Here is a 22,019-nt window from a genome sequence, read left to right on the forward strand (position 1 = left end):
TTTTGTGAAAAACGACCAACAAATAGTATTAAAAAGCATTACTGTATTCGTTTTTACAGTAATGCTTTTTTCTTGTTCTAACTCGACAGAAGAAGTTCGTAATTTCTTAGAAGAGAAAAACCTTCCAATTGGCAAAGCAAAAGATGCCTATCATGTTTATAAAGATTCTGGAAGAATTACCTCGAAATTAATAACACCTTTGTTGTTAGATTTTAGCAATCGAAAAAAACATCCATACAACGAGTTTCCAAAAGGAATAAAAATTATTAACTTTGAAAACAAAGGAAAAGATTCGATAACGGTTATTGGAGATTATGCTTTAACTTATTCGAAAACCGAAATTTCAGAAATAGAAGGAAATGTTGTCGTTATAAACCATTCAGATAACTCGAGATTAGAAACAGACCAGCTTTTTTGGGACCAAAAAACAAAATATTTTGTTTCTGAAGCGCCTTTTACACTGTATCAAGCTAGAGATACAGTTGTTGGAGTTGGGTTTGAGTGTAAAGAAGATTTAACCAAACACATGGCTAAAAAAACAACAGGAAGATTAGAAACAAAAGAATAATATTATGAACAGACTTTGGAAATTTTTTCAGTATGGCTATTTAATGGTCGCTTTTATTTGCCTAGTAGAAACATATATGCAGTGGAATATAAATAGAGATAGAGCTTACTTGTTTCTTGGTTTTGCTATTTTTATTATTTTAGTATTTTTCTTTAAAAGGCACTTTAGAAAAAAAGTAGAAAGAAGAAACAATCAAAACAACTCACAATAGTTTATAAGTTTCTTAATGGAAATAGAGCTTATCATTATTTTCTTATCCGTCATTCTTTCCGCATTTTTTTCGGGAATGGAAATCGCGTTTGTTTCCGCCAATAAACTACATATAGAATTAGAAAAGAAAAGAGAAGGTTTTGTACCTAAAATTTTAAATAAAATTACCCAAAAATCTTCAAAATTTATTACCACAATGTTAGTGGGTAATAATATTTCTTTGGTGGTTTATAGCTATTACATGGGCTCTTTTTTAATAAGAATTCTTCCTATAGAGGGGTATAACGAGTTTACAATTTTATTAATACAAACCATTATTTCTACAATTGTAATCTTAATTACAGCAGAGTTTTTACCAAAAGCAATTTTTAGAGTTTATGCAAACGAAGTATTAAAGATATTTGCAGTTCCTGCTTATATATTCTATATTTTATTTCATTACTTCTCAGAATTTATTACCATCATCTCCGACTTTTTATTGCGTGTTTTCTTTAAAACAAATCCAGACGAACAACAAACCGAATTTAGTAAAGAAGAATTAGGAAATTACATTACAGAACAATTAGAAACGGGTGCAGAAGACGAAGAAATGGATTCCGAAATTCAAATTTTCCAAAATGCATTAGAATTTCACAATGTAAAAGCAAGAGAAGTTATGGTGCCAAGAACCGAAATGATTGCTGTAGAAATTCACGAAAAAGTTTCGAACCTAAAAAAAATGTTTATAGAAACAGGTTTGTCTAAAATATTAGTTTACAAAACGTCTATGGACGATGTTATTGGATATGTAAACGCATTCGAACTCTTTAAAAGGCCAAAAACCATAAAATCGATTTTGCTTCCTGTAGAATTTGCGCCAGAATCTATGATGATTAATAACATTTTAAGTAATTTAATAAAAAAACGCAAAAGCGTTGCAATTGTTGTAGATGAATATGGTGGAACCTCTGGAATGATAACAGTAGAAGACATTGTAGAAGAACTCTTTGGAGAAATTGAAGACGAACACGATTCGCAAGAATTTTTAGAAGAAAGAATAAACGAAAATACGTTTAATTTTTCTGCTCGATTAGAAGTAGATTATTTAAATGAAGAATATGGTTTAAACATTCCAAAGTCAGAAGCTTACGAAACTTTAGGAGGATTTATTATTAACCATACAGAAAATATTCCGCAAGAAAACGAAGTAGTTGATATCGAAGGTTTTGAAATTAGAATCTTAAAAACAAGCAGTGCTAAAATCGATGAAGTTTCTCTTAAAATTCAATCGGCAGACGATTAAAAAAAACACGACACAAACTTTCCTTTAAATACCTATTTGTCTTAGCATTAATATGTTTAAAATGGGTTGCAATATTAAAACCCAAATCGTATATTCGCCAACTGAAAATAAATTAAATTAAGTATGGCAATTTTATCAAAAATTAGAGAACGTTCGATGTTCTTAATAATTATTATTGGTTTAGCACTTTTTGCTTTTGTACTAGACCCTTCTACTTTAGGAGACTTTTTTAACTCTAGTAAAGTAAACGAGGTTGGAGAAGTAAATGGCGAAGTAATTTCTAGACAAGAATTTGCAACCGCTTTAGAAGCATATAAGCAACAAACTGGTGGTAGAGCTTCTGAAATGCAAGCAGCAAAATCTGTTTGGGATAACATTGTTAGAAAAAAGATTTATAAAAATCAACTAGAAGAAGCTGGTATTACTGTTGGCGAAGAAGATGTTTGGAACGAAATCATTAGCTCACCTTCTGTGAGCAATAGTCCTCAGTTTCAAAACGAAGCAGGCTTGTTTGACGAAGCAAAATTCAAACAATTTTTAGCAGATACGAAAGAGAATAACGAGCAATTATGGTCTGCTTGGTCTAATTACATGAATCAAATTAAAGACAATGCAGAAACAAATACATACAACAAACTAATAACAGCAGGTTTAGGAGCCTCTTTAAAAGAAGGAGAATACGAGTATATGCTTGAGAATACGAAAATAAATGCTCAATTTGTGTATGTTCCTTACTCTAGTGTTGCAGATAGTTTGGTTAAAATAAAAAAATCTGAAGTTGAAGCATATATTAAAGAACATAAAACGCAATTTCAGGTAGAAGCAACACGCGATATTTCGTACGTAAAGTTCGATATTGTGGCAACTCCAGAAGACGAAGAAGCAATAAAAGCAGATTTAGCGACTTTAATCGAAGACTTTAAAAATACATCAGATAATAAAGAATTCTTAAACGAAAATGGCTCTGAAACTCCTTTAGATTTAAGCTATAAATACAATGTAAACATTAACCAAACTGTTGCAAACGAAATTTTTGCAGGAGATAAAGGAGATGTATTTGGACCTTATAAAGATCAAGGATATTTTAAAATTTCTAAAATTGTTGAAATTTCTAAAATGCCAGATTCAGTAAAAGCAAGCCATATTTTAATTCCTTTTGTAGGGGCCCAAAGAGCAGCGCAAGACATTACAAGAACAGAAGAAGAAGCTAAGAAATTAGCAGACAGCATTCTTACAGTAGTAAAAAGAAGAACCAGTAAATTTGCAGATTTAGCAAAAGAATTTTCTTCAGACAAGTCAAATGCCGAAAAAGGTGGAGCGTTAGATTGGTTTAATTACAATCGAATGACACCTGCTTTTAGAGACTTTTCTTTTACAAATAAAAAAGGCACAATAGATGTTGTAAAAACGCCTTTTGGTTTCCATATTGTAAAAATCGATGAAACTAAAAACGAGCAAAAAGTTTTAAAATTAGCAACATTTAGTAGAAAAATTGTTGCTTCAGAAAAAACGGAAAACGAAATATTCCAAAAAGCAGAACAATTTGCACTGGCAATTTCTAATAATAAAGATTACAAACAAGTTGCAAAAGAGAACAACTACAATTTAAGACCTGCAGTTGGTTTAAAAGTTTTAGATGAAAATGTACCAGGTATTGGTAATCAAAGACAAATTGTTTCTTGGGCATTTGGCAAAGACATAGAAACAGGCGATTTTAAACGTTTCGATTTAGAAGGTAGTCATGTAGTTGCAATTCTAACAGAAAAAATAAAAAAAGGATTAATGCCTGTTGATAAAGCTATAAATAAAGTAAGACCTATTTTACTAAACGAAAAGAAAGCTGCTTTACTTTCAGAAAAATTAAAAGGAGCCGACTTACAAGAAATTGCCAAAGCAAACAATACCACTGTTAGAACTGCAAGTGGCATTAACTTAAAAACACCAACTTTAAGCGGTGTTGGAGCAGAACCCAAAGTTGTAGGCGCAATGTATAATGCAGAATTGAATAAGGTATATAATAATGTAGCAGGAAGCAGAGGAGTGTATGCTTTTAAAGTTATACAAAGAAATTTGCCAACAGCTTTACCAAACTACGATACAAACAGAAAGAAAATTGCTGAAGCTAGAAAAAGACTTACATTTAAGATGTACGAAGCTTTAAAAGAATCTTCTGATATCGAAGATAACAGAGCGAATATGTATGTTTCTAACTAAGAAATAATACTTCTTATAGAGTATCAAAGTATCAAAGAGAAGCTGTCTCGAAAGTATTAAAATTTGTTATTTCGACTGAAATGGAGAAATCTTATTTATTGAATTTCAGATTTATTGAAATTCAATAAATAAGATTTTTCGATAACTTCGTTAGCTACTTTCAATCAAAATATATTTTGATTTTAGGTCAAAATAACAGTTAAATTTACTTTTGTGACAGCCTCTTTTTTTGAGGTTAAATAATTATATCATATCATTTTCTTTTCCAATAATTTCAAATGATGTACATTCAATTTTTAGAAGGTAATGATGGATGCCAAATAACCAGATAAAAAAACCTTTTCGATTGCTCAAAAAGGTTTTCATGTATTTTAATAAGTTTATACCAGTTATTGTTTGAAATTATTGGAAAAGAAATTGATGATTTTTTTTCTTTATATAAAGAAGAAAACGAAAGCATAGCCTTAGCTACGGTTTTTTTTTATTCTGAAATAGAAAGAAAAAAAGCGATTTATTACAATAATTTCAAATGGTAAATGGTATTAGGTGTTATCCGTTCATAGAAATTAAAAACTCTTCATTATTTTTAGAGAATTTTATTTTTTCATTTATAAATTCCATAGCTTCAATAGGGTTCATGTCAGCCAAATATTTACGCAATATCCACATTCTTTGCACATTCTTATCTTCCAATAATAAATCGTCTCTTCTTGTAGAAGATTTAATTAAATCGATTGCTGGGTAAATTCTTCGATTAGAAATGTTTCTATCTAATTGAAGTTCCATATTACCTGTTCCTTTAAATTCTTCGAAGATAACCTCGTCCATTTTAGAACCTGTTTCTGTAAGTGCAGTTGCGATAATGGTTAAAGAACCACCATTTTCTATATTTCTAGCAGCACCAAAGAAACGTTTAGGTTTGTGTAGTGCATTTGCATCAATACCACCAGAAAGTATTTTTCCTGATGCTGGAGCAACTGTATTGTAAGCTCTTGCCAAACGTGTAATCGAGTCTAAAAGAATTACAACATCATGCCCAGATTCTACCAAACGCTTTGCCTTTTCTAAAACAATGTTTGCCACACGTACATGTTTATCTGCAGGCTCATCAAAAGTAGAAGCCACAACTTCTCCGCGAACACTTCTTTGCATGTCTGTAACTTCTTCTGGACGCTCATCAATTAATAAAACAATTTGATATACTTCTGGATGATTTGTAGCAATTGCCTTAGCTACATCTTTTAATAACATGGTTTTACCTGTCTTAGGTTGTGCTACAATCATACCACGTTGTCCTTTTCCTATGGGAGAAAATAAATCGATAATTCTTGTAGATAAAGAACTTCCTCTTTCTGCTAAGTTGAATTTTTCTTGAGGAAATAAAGGGGTTAAATGTTCAAAAGAAACACGATCTCTAACAATATTAGGGTTTAAACCGTTAATTTTTGAAACTCTAATTAATGGAAAATATTTTTCGCCTTCTTTTGGCGGACGAACATTTCCTTTTACAGTATCTCCAGTTTTTAAACCAAATAATTTAATTTGAGATTGCGAAACATAAATATCGTCTGGAGAAGATAAATAGTTATAGTCAGAAGAACGTAAGAAACCATATCCATCTGGCATCATTTCTAAAACTCCTTCACTTTCTATAATTCCATCAAATTCGAAGTCTGGGTCTCTGTACCTGTTACTAGATTTGTTTCCATTACCTCTGTTAGAGTTGTTTTTATCTCTTGTTTGATTGGTGTTTTTATTTTTCTGATTCTGATTCTGATTATTGTTTTTTTGTTGTTTTGGTGGGTGGTTTGGCGTTTTTTTCTCTTGAGAATCATTACTTTTAACAACATTCTCTTTTTTAGCTTCAGTAGTGTTTTCTTTTTTAGCAGCGGCTTTCACTCTTGGTTTCGCTACCTTTTCAGGTTTTTCTTCTACTTTTACTTCAGCATTTTTAACCTCATTGGCTTTGGCTTCTGGAGTTTTTACTTCTGGGCTCTTCGCTTCTGTGTTACGATTATCTGCTTGCGGTCTTTTACTAACTCGTTTTCTTTTCGGTTTTTCAGTTTTTGCTGAATCGTTATTTGTTGGAGTAGCAACCGTTTTCGTAGAAGTAGGGTTTGCAGCTTGTGTATCTAATATTTGATACACTAAATCTAATTTTTTAAGTTGACTTGTTTTTTTTAGTCCAATAGATTTTGCAATTACTTGCAAATCAGCAAGAGTTTTTGCTTTTAGTTCCGAGATTTCGAACATTATGTATATGTTAAGTTAAAATGAATCTTAATTTGTAAATAAGATTTGTATGTTTTTTTTGAATTTGGCTACCTATATAGTACTATAAAATAGCTTTTGTGCGGTTAAATACAGCTACAAATATATGCTTTTTTTTTTAGTTCTCAATTTTCTTTTTAAAAAAGAATGTTCTACTTTTGTGGTATTAGAAATTACGATATGATTCAAAGAATACAAACCATATATTTATTGTTGGCCTCTGCCATTTCTGGCGGACTAATATTTGTATTTGATTTGTGGGAAAATTTAAAAAAAGAAGTTTTTGCATTCGATTTATTAAATTCAGATTCTTTTAGCTTAAAAGTTATTCCTATATTGTTTCTAATTTCAGCTATCTTAACTTTTGTAGCTATTTTCTTATATAAAAATAGAAAATTACAATTTGTAATAGGTCGCTTAGCAATTTTGATAAATCTTATTTTATTAGGATTATCGATTTATTTGTCTCTAAATTTATCTGGAGAAACAGCAGTTTCAGAGAAAGGTATTGGGATGTTTATACCAATTTTAGCTATTTTGCTTATTGTTTTAGCAAATAAAGCGATTAAAAAGGATGAAGATCTTGTAAAATCTGTAGATAGGTTACGATAAAACTAACATCTTAGTTATATTTAGTGCGAAAAAAAAACCGAGAAAAATTTCTCGGTTTTTTTATTTATAAGAATTTTTACGCATTTTCCCATCAGTAAAATTTTAAAAATGTAAATTTAGGATTTTAAAAACTGAAAAAAACACCATTTTTAAATATCTGATTATCAATATTTTAAAAACCTACCATCCCTGAGCTCAGGGATGGGTATCCCTGAGCTCAGGGATGCAAAAAATATACGGTCTTCAGGGATTGTTTGGTATGTAATAGAAAGTTAAATTTGTAAAGTAAAATGAATAAAAAGATAAGCGTTCATATAGCAGACGATCATAAAATATTAATTGAAGGTCTTATAGCTGTAATAAAAACCGAAAAAAAGTTTTTAATTAAAGGATATTCTTTAACAGGAAAACAAGTAGTAGATTGGTTCGATAAGAAAGGGAATGAAGCAGATGTGTTAGTTTTAGACATTACAATGCCAGAATTAGATGGTTTTGAAGTTCTAAAATATTTTAAAGAGCAAAACATAGACGTAAAAGTAATTGTTTTATCGAGTTACGACGATATTAAAATTGTAGATGAAGTGTTAAAATTAGGTGCAAGCGGTTATATTTCTAAAGGAAATGCTGGCGGACATATTATTCAAGCAATCAAAAAAGTGGCAGATGGAGAGCAATATTTTAGCGACGATATACAAAGTTTGCTTTTACAAAAAATTACAGGAGGAAAGCCTCCAACAGGAGATGCACCAGAAGATTTTTTATTCGAAAAATTAACAGAAAAAGAAATAAAAGTATTAAGATTAGTAACCTTAGAATATAGCACTAGTGAAATCGCAAGCCAATTAAACCTTAGCCATCACACAGTAGAAACACATAGAAGAAAATTATTAAAAAAATTAAATGTAAAATCATCAGTAGGATTAGCAATGTATGCAGTAAAATTTAAAGTAGTATAAAATCTACCTCCCCCAATTTTTTAAGTTAAAAATAAAATTTCCCCCTAAATAACTTAAAAGCAATTTCCCCCAATACTACATACTAAATACATTGCTTTTCCTTTTTTAATTACAAACAAGTTCAAACAAAAAAGAATTTAACCTTAACTTAAAATTTTATTATTATTATGAAAACTCTAAAACTATTTGCTTTCGTATTAGCAGCAACATTTGTATTTACTTCTTGCTCTAATAACGAGAATTTATTACCAGAACCTCAACCTAAAAGCCTTTTAAAATCTTTTAAAATTCAAAGAGATGCAAAAGGAGCTTACTCTGTAGATTACGACTTATCTAACAATGTAAGAACAGAAAAAATTGTAAACGATAAGAAAAACTCTAGTAAAGTTTATTTGTATTCTTCAGATGAAGGAATAAGCAGAAAAGAATCGCAAGATTTACTTGTAGCAGGAAACGAGTTAAAAGTAGGTTTCGTAGATACAAACACAAACAATAACCCTTACGTTTTAATTGAAGACGATAATATTTCTTTTGCAAAAGGAAAAAATGCAGAAATGTTGTTAGAATATAGTGTTGCTTCAAACGAAGATGGTACATTTTCTTTAGATTTTAAAGTAAACAATAATGTAACTGTAGATTTTGTTTATAACGAAAGCGAAGAAGTTTATGAAGTGCATTTAGAGGCAGGCAAAGCGTCAAGCAAAGCTTATAATAGAACATTAACTAAAGAAGAAGGAAAAGTTTTAAGAATTGATTTTGTAAACCATAACCCATCTAATTTTTCAGCTAGAGGAATTGAAGAAACAATTAGAAAAAAACCTAGAGTTTCTGTTGGTAATGGAGAGAGTGTAGAAAATGTTGCTGCATAATATAAAATAACAAAAGAACGGAATAATTGAAAAAGAAAAAAAAACTAATAATTTACATTATTTGTATTTTATTTAGTTGCAATCAACTAAAAGCTATCCCTAATAGCTTGGATTACACTGAAGATGTTTTAATGCTAGAAACATCTTCGGTTTTTCTTGTTATACAAGATTCTGTTTTCCAAAAAGCATACAAAGAGGTTTTTGAATTATATAAAGAAGGTAAGTTTGTAGATGCATTAAAAAAAGGATTGATTTTATATGATTTAGAAAAAAAGAGTGAGAACAACATAAATCTATTATCAATTACATCACTAATAGCAGATATATATGATAAAACGAATAACCACGACAGGTCACTTGAGTACTATAGAGAGTGTTTAGAAATACTCAAAAAGAAAGAATTCTTAGATTTTGGAAAGAGTGCTGCAGATAAAAATTTTAAAATTAATAATTATGCAAAAATTTATCTAAGAATAGGAACTTCTTATTATAATAAATCTCAAAAAGATAGTGCCAAATATTATTACAATAAACTAGAGAAATTCCCTAGTGTAAATGTAGAAATAAAAAACTATAAAGCAGTAGCATTCGGTAATTTAGCAGGGTTATACGAATTAGATTCTTCGTATGAAAAAGCAATTAAATATGCGAATAAATCTATTGAAATCAATAGAGATATTAAAAATAATTTAAGACAATCTACGGTTTTGAACAATTTAGGTAATATTTATTTAGCACAAGGAAATTTTGAAGAAGCAAAAAAAACATATTTAGAAGGCATTAATCTAATTAAGAATGATAATAGTCAGACATCGGTAAGACAAAAAGCCGATTTATACTACAATTTGGCTTGGGCAATGCGTAATTTAAAAGACTATAAAGCATATGATTTTCAAGAAATGTCTTATGAAATAGAAGATGGAATTCGAGATAAGAATTATAGAAGAATGATAGAAAAAATTTCTATGCAATACGACATCAATACAGTAAAAAGAGAAGCCGAAAGCAAGCGAGAGAAAGATCAAATTACTTTTTGGTTGTATGCTGCTATTAGTTTTCTAATTATTTTATCGCTTTTATATTGGTTAAATTTTTACAAATTAAAACAAAAAAATTTAAGTTTAAAACTATCTCAAACACAACTTATTCAAAACCAAAATATAGAAAAAATTAAGTCAGAATCGCAAGCAAGAATTTTAAATGCAACCATAGATGGTAAAGAAACCGAAAGAAAGGAAATTGCAGAAACATTACACGATAGCGTAAGCGCATTGCTGTCTTCTGCAAATTTGCATTTAATGGCAACAAAATCTAATTTTAAAGGAAAAGTGCCTACAGAAATAGATAAAACACAGCAAATTATCACAGAAGCTTCAGAGAAAATTAGAGATTTATCGCACACATTGGTTTCGTCTGTATTGCTTAAATTCGGGTTAAATTATGCCGTAAAAGATTTGGCAAGTAAATACTCGAACTCTCAATTAAACATCGAAACAGACATTCAGTCGCTTCGTAGATATCATCAAAACTTCGAGATAAAAGTATATAATATCATCCAAGAATTTTTAAATAATATATTAAAACATAGCAAAGCCAAAAATGCTATGATTAAAATGTATGAAGAAAATAACAAAATTTGCGTTGAAATATCTGATGATGGTATTGGTTTCGACAAAACAATTATCTCAACAAAAGACGGTTTAGGCATCAATCAAATAGAAGCTAGAATTCTAATGATGAAAGGGTACCTAGAGATTAATTCTACGGTAAACAATGGAACAGAAATTAGAGTTCAATTGCCCATTGTAGAAAAAGAAACCGCTAACCACGAGTAGCTAATTCTATAATTTCTAAATCTTTTATTTCGCCTTTGTCTAAATTAAATCGCAACATTGTTCTAATTTTATGAAAACCATGGTTTCCTGCAGCACCCGGGTTTAAATGTAATAAGTTTAGTTGTTTGTCGAACTGAACTTTTAAAATATGAGAATGTCCAGAAATAAAAATTTTTGGTGGATTTGCTTTAATTTCTTCTCGAATTCGCGGGTTATATTTATTAGGGTAACCCCCAATATGAGTCATCCAAACAGCAACATTTTCAACACTAAACTTAGCATCTAAAGTAAACTCGACTCTTGCTTCATTACCATCTATATTGCCAAAAACAGCGCGTAAAGGCTTTATTTTCTTAATAGTATCTGTAACTTTTAAATCTCCAATATCTCCTGCATGCCAAACTTCGTCTGCCAATTTTACAAATTTTAAAATTTGGTTGTCGATAAAACTATGTGTGTCTGAAAGTAATAATATTTTTTTCATTAAAAATAAAAAGAAAAATTTTAAGATTTCTTAGAGTTTCAAAAGTAAGCATAACAAAATAAATTCCGTAATTTTGGTATCTTCTAAAAATAATTTTCTTGAGGTATTTTATAGAACTTTCATATAATGGAAAAAACTATCATGGTTGGCAGGTTCAACCAGACGTAGTTTCTGTACAAGAAAAATTAAATGATGCAGTAAGTACTGTTTTGCAAGAAAAAATAGAAGTTGTTGGGGCTGGTAGAACCGATACTGGAGTGCATGCATCGCAAATGTTTGCCCATTTAGATGTTTCAAAAAAAATTGAAGGAGATATTGTTCACAAACTCAACTCTATTTTGCCAAGTGATATTGTTGTTTACCAAGTTTTTTCGGTAGATGATAAAAAACATGCAAGATTCGATGCAAAAAGCAGAAGCTACGAATACCGTATTTGGTTAGGAAGAAATCCGTTTTTACTAGATTTTTCTTGGCAAATTTATTCACAGAATTTAAACGTTTCTTTAATGAATGAAGCCGCTAAAATTCTTTTAGAATACGAAAATTTTCAAACGTTTTCGAAAGTAAAAACAGAGGTTTATACGTTTAATTGCGATGTAACAGAAGCTTTTTGGAAACGAGAAGACGCTTTGTTAACTTTTTACATTTCAGCAAACAGGTTTTTAAGAAATATGGTAAGAGCCATTGTTGGTACATTGGTAGATGTGGGTTTAGGTAAAATTACGGTGGCAGAATTTAGAGAAATTATAGAAAGTAAGAATCGAGGAAAAGCAGGATTGTCAGTTCCTGCAAAAGGTTTATTTTTAACAAAAATAAAATATTAAGTTTTGGCAGATAAAACAGGAAATGCTTTCGATATGCAAATCTTTTTAAGATTAATGAGCTTTGCAAAAAGATACAAGCTTAATTTCTTTATAGCAGCAAGTTCCACCATATTGTTGGCAATTGTTGCACTTTTAAATCCGTATCTTTTAAAGAAAACAGTAGATTTTTATATTGTAGATAAAGACACACAAGGTCTTGTTAACAATGTATTATTAATGCTGGGCATTCTTGTATTGGAGGTTTTGTTGCGATTTACATTTATATATTTTGCAAATTGGGTAGGCCAACATATTATTAGAGATATTAGAGCAAAAACATTTCGGCATATTTTACAATTTAGAATGTCTTATTTCGATACAAATTCTGTTGGAAAATTAGTAACAAGAGTAGTTTCGGATATCGAAACGATAGCCGCTTTTTTTAGCAGTGGCGTTTTTACGATTGTTAGTGATGTTTTACAAATGTTCGCAATTACCATTTTAATGTTTGTTTTAAATTGGAAATTGGCACTTATTGCAATTGCGGTACTTCCTATTTTAGTTTATGCTACAAAAGTTTTTCAAGTTGCTATAAAAGCAACATTCCAAGAAGTAAGAAACCAAGTAGCCAATTTAAACGGTTTTGTACAAGAGCGAGTTACAGGAATGAAAATCGTACAACTTTTTAATAGAGAAAACATCGAGTATAAGAATTTTAAAGACATTAATAACAAACATAAAGAAGCATATATAAAAACAATTTGGTATTTTTCAATCTTTTTTCCGATAGCAGAAATTTTATCTTCTATTGGAATTGGCTTAATCGTTTGGTTTGGTAGTAAACAAATTATTGGTGGAGCTGTGCCTGGCCCCGGAACTGTAATGGCTTTTGTACAAATGGCACAAATGTTATTTCGTCCTTTAAGACAAATTGCAGATAAATTTAACCAACTTCAAATGGGAATTGTCTCTGGAGAAAGAGTTTTTAAGGTTTTAGATACAAACAGCTCAATTACTAAAAACGGAACCATCACTGCTAAAAATTTAGAAGGAAATATTTCCTTTAAAAATGTACGGTTTAGTTACATTAAAGACGAAGAAGTTTTAAAAGGGATTTCTTTTGAAGTAAAAAGCGGACAAACAATTGCAATTGTAGGAGCTACAGGCGCAGGAAAATCGACTATAATAAATTTAATAAACCGTTTTTATGAAATTGATAGTGGTGTAATTTCTGTAGATGGAACGTCTATAGACCAATACAAGCTGCAAAGCTTAAGAGATCAAGTAGCAATTGTTTTACAGGATGTTTTCTTGTTTTCGGGATCTATTTTAAATAATATTACCTTGCAAGACGATAGAATTACGTTGCAAGAAGTAGAAAAAGCAGCCAAGCAAATAGGAATTCACGAATTTATTTTAACACTGCCTGGAGGGTACAATTACAAAGTAAAAGAACGTGGAGCAATGTTGTCTTCTGGACAAAGGCAACTAATAGCCTTTTTAAGAGCCTATGTTAGTAAACCAAGTATTTTAATTTTAGATGAAGCCACTTCGTCTGTAGATACGCATGCAGAACAAATGATTCAATATGCAACAGAAACCATTACAAAAGATAGAACTTCCATTGTAATCGCGCACAGATTAGCAACGATTAAGCAAGCCGATAAGATTATTGTAATGGACAAAGGTTTAATTGTCGAAGAAGGTACTCATTCCGAATTATTAGAGAAAGAAAATGGTTACTATAAAAACTTATATGACAAACAGTTTAGTTTAGATGTTGTTTCTTAGCATTAATTTTTTATATTTTGCTGAAGTTTAAATAATTAATTATTATCTGGGTTTTGCATTTTCTTAACTTGTTTTAGCAATACTTTTTTGGGTGTAAAAGGGATGGCTTTCATCATAACTTTTTGAGAGAAAGTAACTCCAGAAATAACGTCTAAATCGCCATTTAACATCGCATCGTAACCGTCTTTTGCGACAGATTTTGCATCTGCAGTATTTTTAAATAAAATTGTTTTGTCCATTCCAGAAGTTTTTCCAAAATCGGTTTCTGTAGCTCCTGGCATTAATGTAGTTACAGTTACATTTGTGTCTGCTAATTCTTCCGCAATTGCATTACTAAAAGAAGTCACGTAAGCTTTTGTAGCAAAATATACAGCTTGCATTGGACCAGCCATTAAACTTGCAGTAGAAGATACATTTAATATTCTACCACTATTTCTTGATACAAAATCTGGTAGAAAAACATGAGTTAATGCAGTTAAGGCAACCACATTTAATTGAATCATGTTAATGTCTTTTTTTAGCTCTCTTTCGTGAAATTTTCCAATACCGCCAAAACCGGCATTGTTTATTAGATAATCGATTTCGATTTTACTATATTTTACAAAGTTGTAGATTTCTTGTGCAGCATTTTTTTCGGTTAAATCTTTCTCGATAACGCTCACATGAATTCCGTATTCTTTTTCTAACTCTTCTTTTAATTGCAGTAATTTGTCTTTACTTCTGGCCACAATTACCAAATTACCACCAGTTTTTGCATGAATTTTTGCAAATTCTTTTCCTATACCACTGCTTGCTCCTGTAATTAATGCTGTTTTTTTCATAAATTTTTATCTTCTCTACAAAAATAATTGATAAGTAAAGTTCCTATTAACTCAAATCCAATAAGATTTAACGATATTAGAATTCTAAATACAAAACATTATTGGGTCTTGTTGCTGTTTCGGAAATAGGAAAATCGTACATGGCAATTTTTTTAAACCCTGCTTTTTTATAAAATTCTAAGGCTCTAAAGTTCTTTATCCAAACATATAACCAAATTCCTTTTTGCAGATTATTTTTTGATAAATTTAAATTATACTGAAATAATTTATTCCCCAAACCCAAACCATAAAACTCTTCTAATAGATACAAACGTTCCATTTTGGTTACATTTGTTTCTTTAATATTTTCGTTTTTTTCATTAAAAACAACTTTCGAAAATCCGGCTAAATTATCATCAACAAAAATTAAATTGTATTGGTAATTTGGGTTCGTAATTTCTTTTAACAACGTTTTTTTGCTAAAACTACGATTTAAATAATTTGTCATAATTTCACTAGGAATGGCCTCTTTGTGGGGTGTCACAAATGCTTTTTTACCCACTAAAGCCAAAGAAGTGATGTCTTTTGGAGTTGCTTTTCTAATTAAGAGCATAAAAAAGAAATCTGTTACAAAAAAGGTGCATTAAAAGTATCTCCTTGGTTGATGTCTCCAGTATCGAAACCTTTTTTAAACCAACGCATTCTTTGTTCAGAGGTTCCATGGGTAAAAGAATCTGGAACAACCCTTCCTGTGGCTTGTTTTTGCAAACGATCGTCTCCAATGGCAAAAGCGGCATTTAAAGCTTCCTCTAAATCTCCTTTTTCCATCATTCTGTTCATTTTTTGAGAGTGATGTGCCCAAACACCCGCTAAAAAATCGGCTTGTAATTCTAACATTACAGAATATTTATTGTATTCGGTTTTACTAACTTGACCACGCATTCTTTGTACTTTACCGCTAATTCCTGTAATATTCTGGATGTGATGCCCAACTTCGTGCGCAATTACGTAGGCCTGCGCAAAATCTCCTGGTGCATTCATTTTAACTTCCATTTCTTCAAAGAAACTTAAATCGATATACAGTTTGTTGTCTGCAGGACAGTAAAAAGGGCCAGTTGCACTAGATGCATTACCACAAGCAGAAGAAACAGATCTAGAGAAAAGAACCAAAACAGGTTCTCTATAATTCGAAAGAATTTTATTCCAAACATCTTCTGTATCGGCCAAAACTGTGGCACTAAATGCTGCTAATTCATTTTCTTTAGGAGTGCCTTTGTAGCTACCAGAATTTACAATTTGGTTGTTTGAGTTTCCTCCACCTGTTAAAAAATGTAAAGGATTTGTACCTGTAAAATACATTAAGGCTGCCACAATTGCCACAATAATAAGTCCTTTTTTTGTGGTAATTAACTTCAATATTAAAGGTATAAGCATGGTGCCTAACCCACCACCAATTCTTCTGCCAGAAGAAGATTGCCCTCTTCGATCTTCTACATTAGAACTCCTTCTTCTGTCTTTCCATTTCATACTAAAAATATTTATTAAATTTAAATGGCTAAATTTAATGTTTTTTTTGAATTGTTTTGAAAACTATTTTTTCACATCAAAAGTATAAGTTGCCAAAATTTTGTTTTTGTACATTAAATGCACATCGTAAAATCCTTTTTATCAAATTGATGTTTTAGCTTAAGTATTTCTTCTTTTAATTCAGTTTTTGGTGTGATTATTTTTTCTTTGGAATTTTTTAAAATTATTAATTGAATTTTAGTTTTATCAATAGGTTTTTGAAGTGGCTTGTTTAGATTGTTAAATTGAGGTTTGAGTTAGTTTATAAGTTTCGTTTGTTTAACATTAATGTTTAAGTATCTGATTATTCAGTATTTTAACTAAATTTGTTTTCTGTAATTAATACATCTTTTTCCATGAAATATTTTCCCTTACTTTTAAGCGTATTTGTTTTTACGTTATGTTCTTGTAAAACAGTTAGTAATATAAGTACAGAGTCACATAATTTTTCTCCTTTTAACGAAGTAGTATTTTATGATGGTTATGCAAAAACGGTAAATAAACCTACACAAAAAGGAGTACAAAGAATAAACAACTCGACTTATGTTACAAAATTAAATACAAAAGATTTAGAGAAAATAAGTAATCGTTTGCAACTAGAAATTAGAGTAAACGCTGCTTGTGATAACTACGATAGAATAGGTAATGTTGCGTTGTTTGTGTTGCCCAAAAATTTAAATTTTGATGTAAAAAAAGCCATTTATAATATAGAAATTGCTCGCTTTATAACACCTTTTATGGATAAAAATGTAGCTCCAAATCTTACTGTTTATAAGTACGATTTAGATAATATTGGTAAATTACTTTCCAATAAAAACATGAATAAAAAGTACGATTTTTGGTTGCAGTTTCATCTTTTTGGCGTGCCTTATGCAGCTCAAAAACAAATTAAAGGATGCAAAGGCAGAATAGATACTTTTATTGGTAGTTTGCAGTTTTCGAGCACTTACGATGCGACTAAAAATAAAACCCAAAAATTACAGTTTAAACCCTTACTAACTTCTTTTCATTTGAACAATTATAAAGGAACAGATGTTGTTGGAAAAACAATAAAAAAAGTAGAGTTTACTTTAGATGAAAAAATGAAAAACGCCAAACTTTATTTAATAACTTCCAACCATGGCGCTAATAGAGGTGGAGAAGAATATATTCGTAGAAATCATATGATTTCTATGGATCATAAAATTGTGTTGGAGTATAAACCTGGAGGAAAATCTTGCGAACCTTTCAGAAAATTAAACACTCAAAGAAATGGAATTTATGGAAAGGAAATTTCTTCTACAGGAGAAAAAAAAGAATGGGAAAGCTGGAATAATTGGTGCCCTGGAGATAAAGTTCCTATTCGTGTAATTGAACTGGGAACTTTAGAAAAAGGAAAACATAGTTTTAAGATTAATGTACCAGAGGCAGAGTTTAAAGACCAAGAAGGGTATGTATTGGTTTCTGCCTATATTCAAAACAAATAAATTTTAAAATAATTTTTTGGTGGTTTATGAAGTGAAATTTTGGTTTAGTACCATTTTTTATTTGTAGTTATAATTGTGTGCATTCTGCATAATACTTACCTCTTTAATGGTTCCATTAAAAACATTTCCATTAGAAATACCAATATAATTAACAGGGCAAAGCATTTGTATATTTTCGCTTCCAATAAGTTTATCGTTTATATACAAACTCGTTTTTCCTTGTTCTCCTACTAATTTTATTTTTACATTTTTATTCAATGGAATTTGATAATCGAAAACAATAACTTGTGGTCTATAAGAGGTTATTGGCGATTTGCCTTCTGTTTGGTTTGCTCTTACGATTGCAATTCCTCGTTTGGTAATGACTTCTTTTTTCTTTTTGAAATCAAACTCTAAGTCAGCATATATCGTTGCCAATTTAGATGAAAAAAGAACGTTATCTTTTGTGCCTTCTTTTGTTTTATAAACCGTTAATTCTAATGTCCAAGGATATTCGATATTTTTAATCTTTTTATTTATTAAAACACTTTGTTTTTTGGCTAAATTAATGCTTCTTTTTTTAGAATAAATTTCCTTTTTTTTAGTAAAATTTCTTTCCAATATAGTTGTCATTGGAATTTTGGTTAACTTTTTAAGTTTATTTTTATAATCTTCAAAAGATAAATCTGATTTTGTTCCCCACATTTTTTCTGAAAAAACTAAAATTGAAGGCGTACTTAATCGTGCAATTTCAGATATCGAAAAACCAGTTGGACCATAATCGTTCCAAATATGCAGTTTGCTTCCTAAAAGTCCAGGGCTGTTTTTAGATAAATTTTGAGAATCTTTATTACTAAAAATTTCAGGAGTCCATCTTTCATAAATAAATTTATTATTTACCCCATAATAAGGCGCACCAGGAACGATGTAAGTGTAAAAATGAGTAGAATTTATAAATTTATAACCACGTTTCGATTTATTTTGAGCGTCGCTTGTTTCCCACATATCTATAATTATATCTTTATCGATTTCTGTATCTCCAGGCATGTGCTCAAAACCAGACCATATTCGAGTTGTTTTATGATTCTTTTTTACGACTTTATTAAAATGATTGATGTACTTTCTAAAAGTTTCTCCAATATGCAATTTTAAAGAATCGTTTTTAATACTATTTATTCTGTATTCGTCGGTTCCTAAATGAAAATCTGGCGCATCGAAATGAGGAATAACTTCTTCTAATATTTTTTCCATAAATGGATACACATCTGGGTTTGTAATATCTAAATATTTAGGAGCTAGCCATTTACTTTTTAAATCTGGCCTTACATTTGTAAAAGCGAGAGAATGTCCTGGAGAATCTATTTCTGGAGTAATGGTAATTCCGTAAGAATGTGCAAAATCTTGCAATTCTCTAATTTCTTTCCACGAATAATGCCCGTCTTTAGCTGTAAGTTCTGGGTACAATTTACTTTCTAAACGATAAGCGCTGTAACCACCCCAAGAATTATCACTTAAGTGTAAGTGGAGTTCCGTCATTTTAACCCAAGCCATTATTCTAATAAAATCTTTTAATTCGTTAAAAGTGACAAATTTTCGAGCAACATCGATCAATAACATTCGCTTTTCGTAATTAGGAAAATCTTCTATAATACCTTTTGGAATTGCGTGTTTATATTTATTTTGACAAACTAATTGTAGTATTGTTCTCGAAGCATAAACAAGTGCTTTGTAAGAACTTGCTTGTACAATGGTTTTTCGACCGAAAATTATTTTATACGAATCTTTATGTTTGTTTACAGGAGTATATTTTGTGTCAAAGAAAATCGAAAGTGCATTCTTATTATTCGATTTGCGAACTTTTATATTCAAACTTTTAAGTTCGGTTTTAAATCGATTTAAAAAGAGGCTTTCTTTGGATGAGGTTCCTTCACTCCAATTTACAAATACCGAGTTAAATAGAACATCTTTCCCTGAATATTGCCAATTTTGTACAGCAGGTACAACATTTAATCGTTCTTGTGCAAAAATGGTAATTTGAGCAATTATTAAAAGTGAGGTAAGTATTTTTTTCATTTGATTGAAGTGGTAAAAAACGAATGATAATACATTTCTATGTTTCGTTCGCAAATTAAAATAATTTAACCGATTTTGTTTAAAATTATGCATAAAAAAAACCTCCCAGTTTTTACAAGGAGGTTTACAATAGTTAAAGCAACTGTGTCGCTTATTTTATCAAGTCGTAAGAACGTTTAATAAAGTTGGTTAACTCTTCGCCATGTAAAAGGTTTTGAGATAATTTTGCCAAATCAAAAGCTTGCGAAATTAAACGTTGTTGTTTCTTTTCTGTTTTTGTGTTTAAAATTTCAGAAACTAACGGACTGTTGGTGTTTACAACCAAATTGTACATGTCTGGGAAGTTACCCATTCCCATCATTCCACCACCTCCAGTAGCTTGCATTTCTTTCATTCTACGCATAAATTCTGGTACAGTAATCATAAATGGAGAAGCGTTAGAATCCATGGCCTCTAATTGAACAGTGTAAGTTTCTTTAGGAACAGCACTTTCTATAATTGGCTTTAATTTTTCTTTTTCTTCGTCCGATAATTTAGAAATTACGTTATCGTCTTTTTTAATTAAATTATCTATATGATCTGCATCTACTCTTGTAAATTTCACTTTTGCATCTCCACCTTCTAATTTTTGCATTAAATGCGAAATAATAGGAGAATCTAAGATTAATACTTCATATCCTTTATCTTTTGCAGCTTGTATGTAACTGTGTTGTGCATCTTTATTTGCGGCATATAAAATAACGTGGTTTCCGTCTTTATCTACTTGTGTGTCTTTTGTTTTTTCAATCAATTCGTCAAACGTAAAATAAGTATCTGCTACTGTTGGGTACAAAGCGAATTTTTTCGCCTTGTCGAAGAATTTATCTTCAGACAACATTCCGTATTCGATAATTACTTTAATGTCGTTCCATTTTTTCTCGAAATCTGCACGATCTTTTTTAAATAACGACGTTAATTTATCCGCAACTTTTTTGGTAATGTATCCAGAAATTTTCTTTACGGCTCCATCTGCCTGTAAATAAGAACGAGAAACATTTAATGGAATGTCTGGAGAATCAATTACCCCTTTTAACATTTGTAAAAAGTCAGGTACAATTCCTTCTACATTATCAGTTACAAAAACTTGGTTTTGATATAGTTGAATTTTATCTTTTTGCATATCTAAGTTTTGAGACAACTTAGGGAAAAATAAAATTCCTGTTAAGTTAAAAGGATAATCTACATTTAAATGAATATGAAATAAAGATTCTTCAAACTGCATTGGATACAATTCTCTGTAGAAGTTTTTATAATCTTCATCATTTAAATCTGCAGGTGCTTTCGTCCAAGCAGGGTTTGTGTTATTAATGATATCATCAACCTCAATTTGTCTATGAGGTTCTGTTACTTCTTTACCATCTTTATCTTTGGTGGTTTTTGGCTCGTGAGTAGGATCGTTTACTTTTTTTGTGCCAAATTTAATAGGTACTTGGTTAAATCTGTTGTACTTAGTTAGTAATCCTCTAATTTTACTTTCTTCTAAAAACTCTGTAGAATCTTCTGCAATGTGTAAAACAATTTCTGTTCCTCTGTCTTTTTTGTCGTGCTCAACCAAGGTGTATTCTGGAGAACCATCGCAAGACCAATGAGCTGCAGGTTCGTCTTTAAAAGATTTGGTAAAAATTTCTACCTTTTCTGCCACCATAAAAGCAGAATAAAAACCAAGACCAAAATGCCCAATTACACCAGTGTCGTTTTTATCGTCTTTGTATTTTTCTAAAAACTCTTCGGCGCCAGAAAATGCAATTTGGTTAATGTATTTCTCAACCTCATCCATTGTCATTCCTAAACCTTGGTCTTTTATCGTTAAAGTTTTTGCGTCTTTATCGATGCTAATTTCAATTTTAGCATCACCCAGTTCGGTTTTTGCTTCACCGATAGAAATTAGGTGTTTTAATTTTGTAGTCGCATCTGTTGCGTTTGAAATTAATTCACGTAAAAAGATTTCGTGATCAGAATACAAGAATTTTTTAATCAGCGGAAAAATATTTTCTACTGCTACATTAATGTTTCCTTTTGCCATAATTATTATTTGTTTTAATTTATTTTGTTTCAAGTGTCATTTCGATCTTGTGGAGAAATCTCAAAAAAAAAATGTAAGATTTTTCGACTCCATTATCATTTCGCTCAAAATGACAAGTTGAATAACAATAGTCAAAAAAAATACCAAAAGTGTTTTATGACAAGATGACAGGATGGTG

General features: G+C 30.4%; 18 protein-coding genes. 11 read left to right on the top strand and 7 right to left on the bottom strand.

From position 1 onward, the window contains the following. The first annotated feature begins 4 nt into the window (after positions 1-4). The 4 genes from lptC to JL193_RS13455 all read left to right on the top strand — a co-directional run bounded on the left by lptC (position 5) and on the right by JL193_RS13455 (position 4,274). On the top strand, positions 5-568 hold the full coding sequence (gene lptC, locus JL193_RS13440; protein WP_207971285.1) for an LPS export ABC transporter periplasmic protein LptC: 564 nt from the start codon (positions 5-7) through the stop codon (positions 566-568). A gap of 4 nt (positions 569-572) precedes the next feature. Beyond that, positions 573-779 (top strand): hypothetical protein, encoded by a 207-nt coding sequence (locus tag JL193_RS13445; protein WP_207971286.1) that lies wholly within the window; start codon positions 573-575, stop codon positions 777-779. 15 nt (positions 780-794) lie between these two features. Next, positions 795-2,060 carry a hemolysin family protein gene (locus JL193_RS13450; protein ID WP_207971287.1) on the top strand — a complete coding sequence of 422 codons (1,266 nt, stop codon included), beginning with the start codon at positions 795-797 and terminating at the stop codon, positions 2,058-2,060. 123 nt (positions 2,061-2,183) lie between these two features. Beyond that, positions 2,184-4,274, top strand: coding sequence for a peptidylprolyl isomerase (locus tag JL193_RS13455; protein WP_207971288.1), 2,091 nt, complete (start codon positions 2,184-2,186; stop codon positions 4,272-4,274). 549 nt (positions 4,275-4,823) lie between these two features. Here the strand turns inward: JL193_RS13455 and rho are convergent. Beyond that, positions 4,824-6,527 (bottom strand): transcription termination factor Rho, encoded by a 1,704-nt coding sequence (gene rho / locus JL193_RS13460; protein WP_207971289.1) that lies wholly within the window; start codon positions 6,525-6,527, stop codon positions 4,824-4,826. A gap of 198 nt (positions 6,528-6,725) precedes the next feature. Between rho and JL193_RS13465 the strand changes: the two genes are divergently transcribed. From JL193_RS13465 to JL193_RS13480, 4 genes are all read left to right on the top strand, one after another. Beyond that, positions 6,726-7,157: a DUF4293 domain-containing protein gene (locus JL193_RS13465; RefSeq protein WP_207971290.1), complete on the top strand. Its 432-nt coding sequence runs from the start codon at positions 6,726-6,728 to the stop codon at positions 7,155-7,157. Positions 7,158-7,447: 290 nt separating this feature from the next. Continuing rightward, positions 7,448-8,113, top strand: a complete 666-nt coding sequence (locus JL193_RS13470) for a response regulator (protein WP_207971291.1) — start codon at positions 7,448-7,450, stop codon at positions 8,111-8,113. Between the two features lie 167 nt (positions 8,114-8,280). After that, a complete protein-coding gene (locus tag JL193_RS13475) occupies positions 8,281-8,982 on the top strand; it encodes a hypothetical protein (RefSeq protein WP_207971292.1) in 702 nt (233 codons plus the stop codon). 26 nt (positions 8,983-9,008) lie between these two features. Further along, positions 9,009-10,817: a tetratricopeptide repeat-containing sensor histidine kinase gene (locus JL193_RS13480; protein ID WP_243456759.1), complete on the top strand. Its 1,809-nt coding sequence runs from the start codon at positions 9,009-9,011 to the stop codon at positions 10,815-10,817. On the opposite strand, the gene JL193_RS13485 is transcribed toward JL193_RS13480, so the two are convergent. Then, a complete protein-coding gene (locus tag JL193_RS13485; protein WP_207971293.1) occupies positions 10,804-11,301 on the bottom strand; it encodes a metallophosphoesterase family protein in 498 nt (165 codons plus the stop codon). The two genes, JL193_RS13480 and JL193_RS13485, sit on opposite strands and share 14 nt — an antisense overlap. Before the next feature lie 98 nt (positions 11,302-11,399). Here JL193_RS13485 and truA point away from each other — a divergent pair, with 98 nt between their 5' ends. Further along, positions 11,400-12,125, top strand: coding sequence for a tRNA pseudouridine(38-40) synthase TruA (truA, locus tag JL193_RS13490; protein WP_207971294.1), 726 nt, complete (start codon positions 11,400-11,402; stop codon positions 12,123-12,125). A gap of 3 nt (positions 12,126-12,128) precedes the next feature. Then, positions 12,129-13,895, top strand: coding sequence for an ABC transporter ATP-binding protein (locus JL193_RS13495; RefSeq protein ID WP_207971295.1), 1,767 nt, complete (start codon positions 12,129-12,131; stop codon positions 13,893-13,895). A gap of 35 nt (positions 13,896-13,930) precedes the next feature. Here the strand turns inward: JL193_RS13495 and JL193_RS13500 are convergent, their stop codons facing one another. The 3 genes from JL193_RS13500 to ypfJ form a co-directional block, all read right to left on the bottom strand. Continuing rightward, positions 13,931-14,716 carry an SDR family NAD(P)-dependent oxidoreductase gene (locus tag JL193_RS13500; protein WP_207971296.1) on the bottom strand — a complete coding sequence of 262 codons (786 nt, stop codon included), beginning with the start codon at positions 14,714-14,716 and terminating at the stop codon, positions 13,931-13,933. 76 nt (positions 14,717-14,792) lie between these two features. Next, positions 14,793-15,308 carry a GNAT family N-acetyltransferase gene (locus JL193_RS13505; RefSeq protein WP_207971297.1) on the bottom strand — a complete coding sequence of 172 codons (516 nt, stop codon included), beginning with the start codon at positions 15,306-15,308 and terminating at the stop codon, positions 14,793-14,795. A 14-nt stretch (positions 15,309-15,322) separates the two neighbouring features. Then, positions 15,323-16,222: a KPN_02809 family neutral zinc metallopeptidase gene (gene ypfJ, locus JL193_RS13510; RefSeq protein WP_207971298.1), complete on the bottom strand. Its 900-nt coding sequence runs from the start codon at positions 16,220-16,222 to the stop codon at positions 15,323-15,325. A gap of 395 nt (positions 16,223-16,617) precedes the next feature. Between ypfJ and JL193_RS13515 the strand changes: the two genes are divergently transcribed. Continuing rightward, positions 16,618-17,727 (top strand): peptide-N-glycosidase F-related protein, encoded by a 1,110-nt coding sequence (locus JL193_RS13515; RefSeq protein WP_207971299.1) that lies wholly within the window; start codon positions 16,618-16,620, stop codon positions 17,725-17,727. Positions 17,728-17,784: 57 nt separating this feature from the next. On the opposite strand, the gene JL193_RS13520 is transcribed toward JL193_RS13515, so the two are convergent. Both JL193_RS13520 and htpG read right to left on the bottom strand, forming a co-directional pair. Next, entirely contained in the window at positions 17,785-19,779 is a 1,995-nt protein-coding gene (locus JL193_RS13520) for a beta-N-acetylhexosaminidase (RefSeq protein ID WP_207971300.1), read from the bottom strand. Positions 19,780-19,930: 151 nt separating this feature from the next. Further along, entirely contained in the window at positions 19,931-21,841 is a 1,911-nt protein-coding gene (htpG, locus tag JL193_RS13525; RefSeq protein WP_207971301.1) for a molecular chaperone HtpG, read from the bottom strand. Positions 21,842-22,019 lie beyond the last annotated feature (178 nt).

Origin of the sequence: Polaribacter batillariae, from assembly GCF_017498485.1 — a bacterium.
Classification (GTDB): Bacteria; Bacteroidota; Bacteroidia; order Flavobacteriales; family Flavobacteriaceae; genus Polaribacter; species Polaribacter batillariae.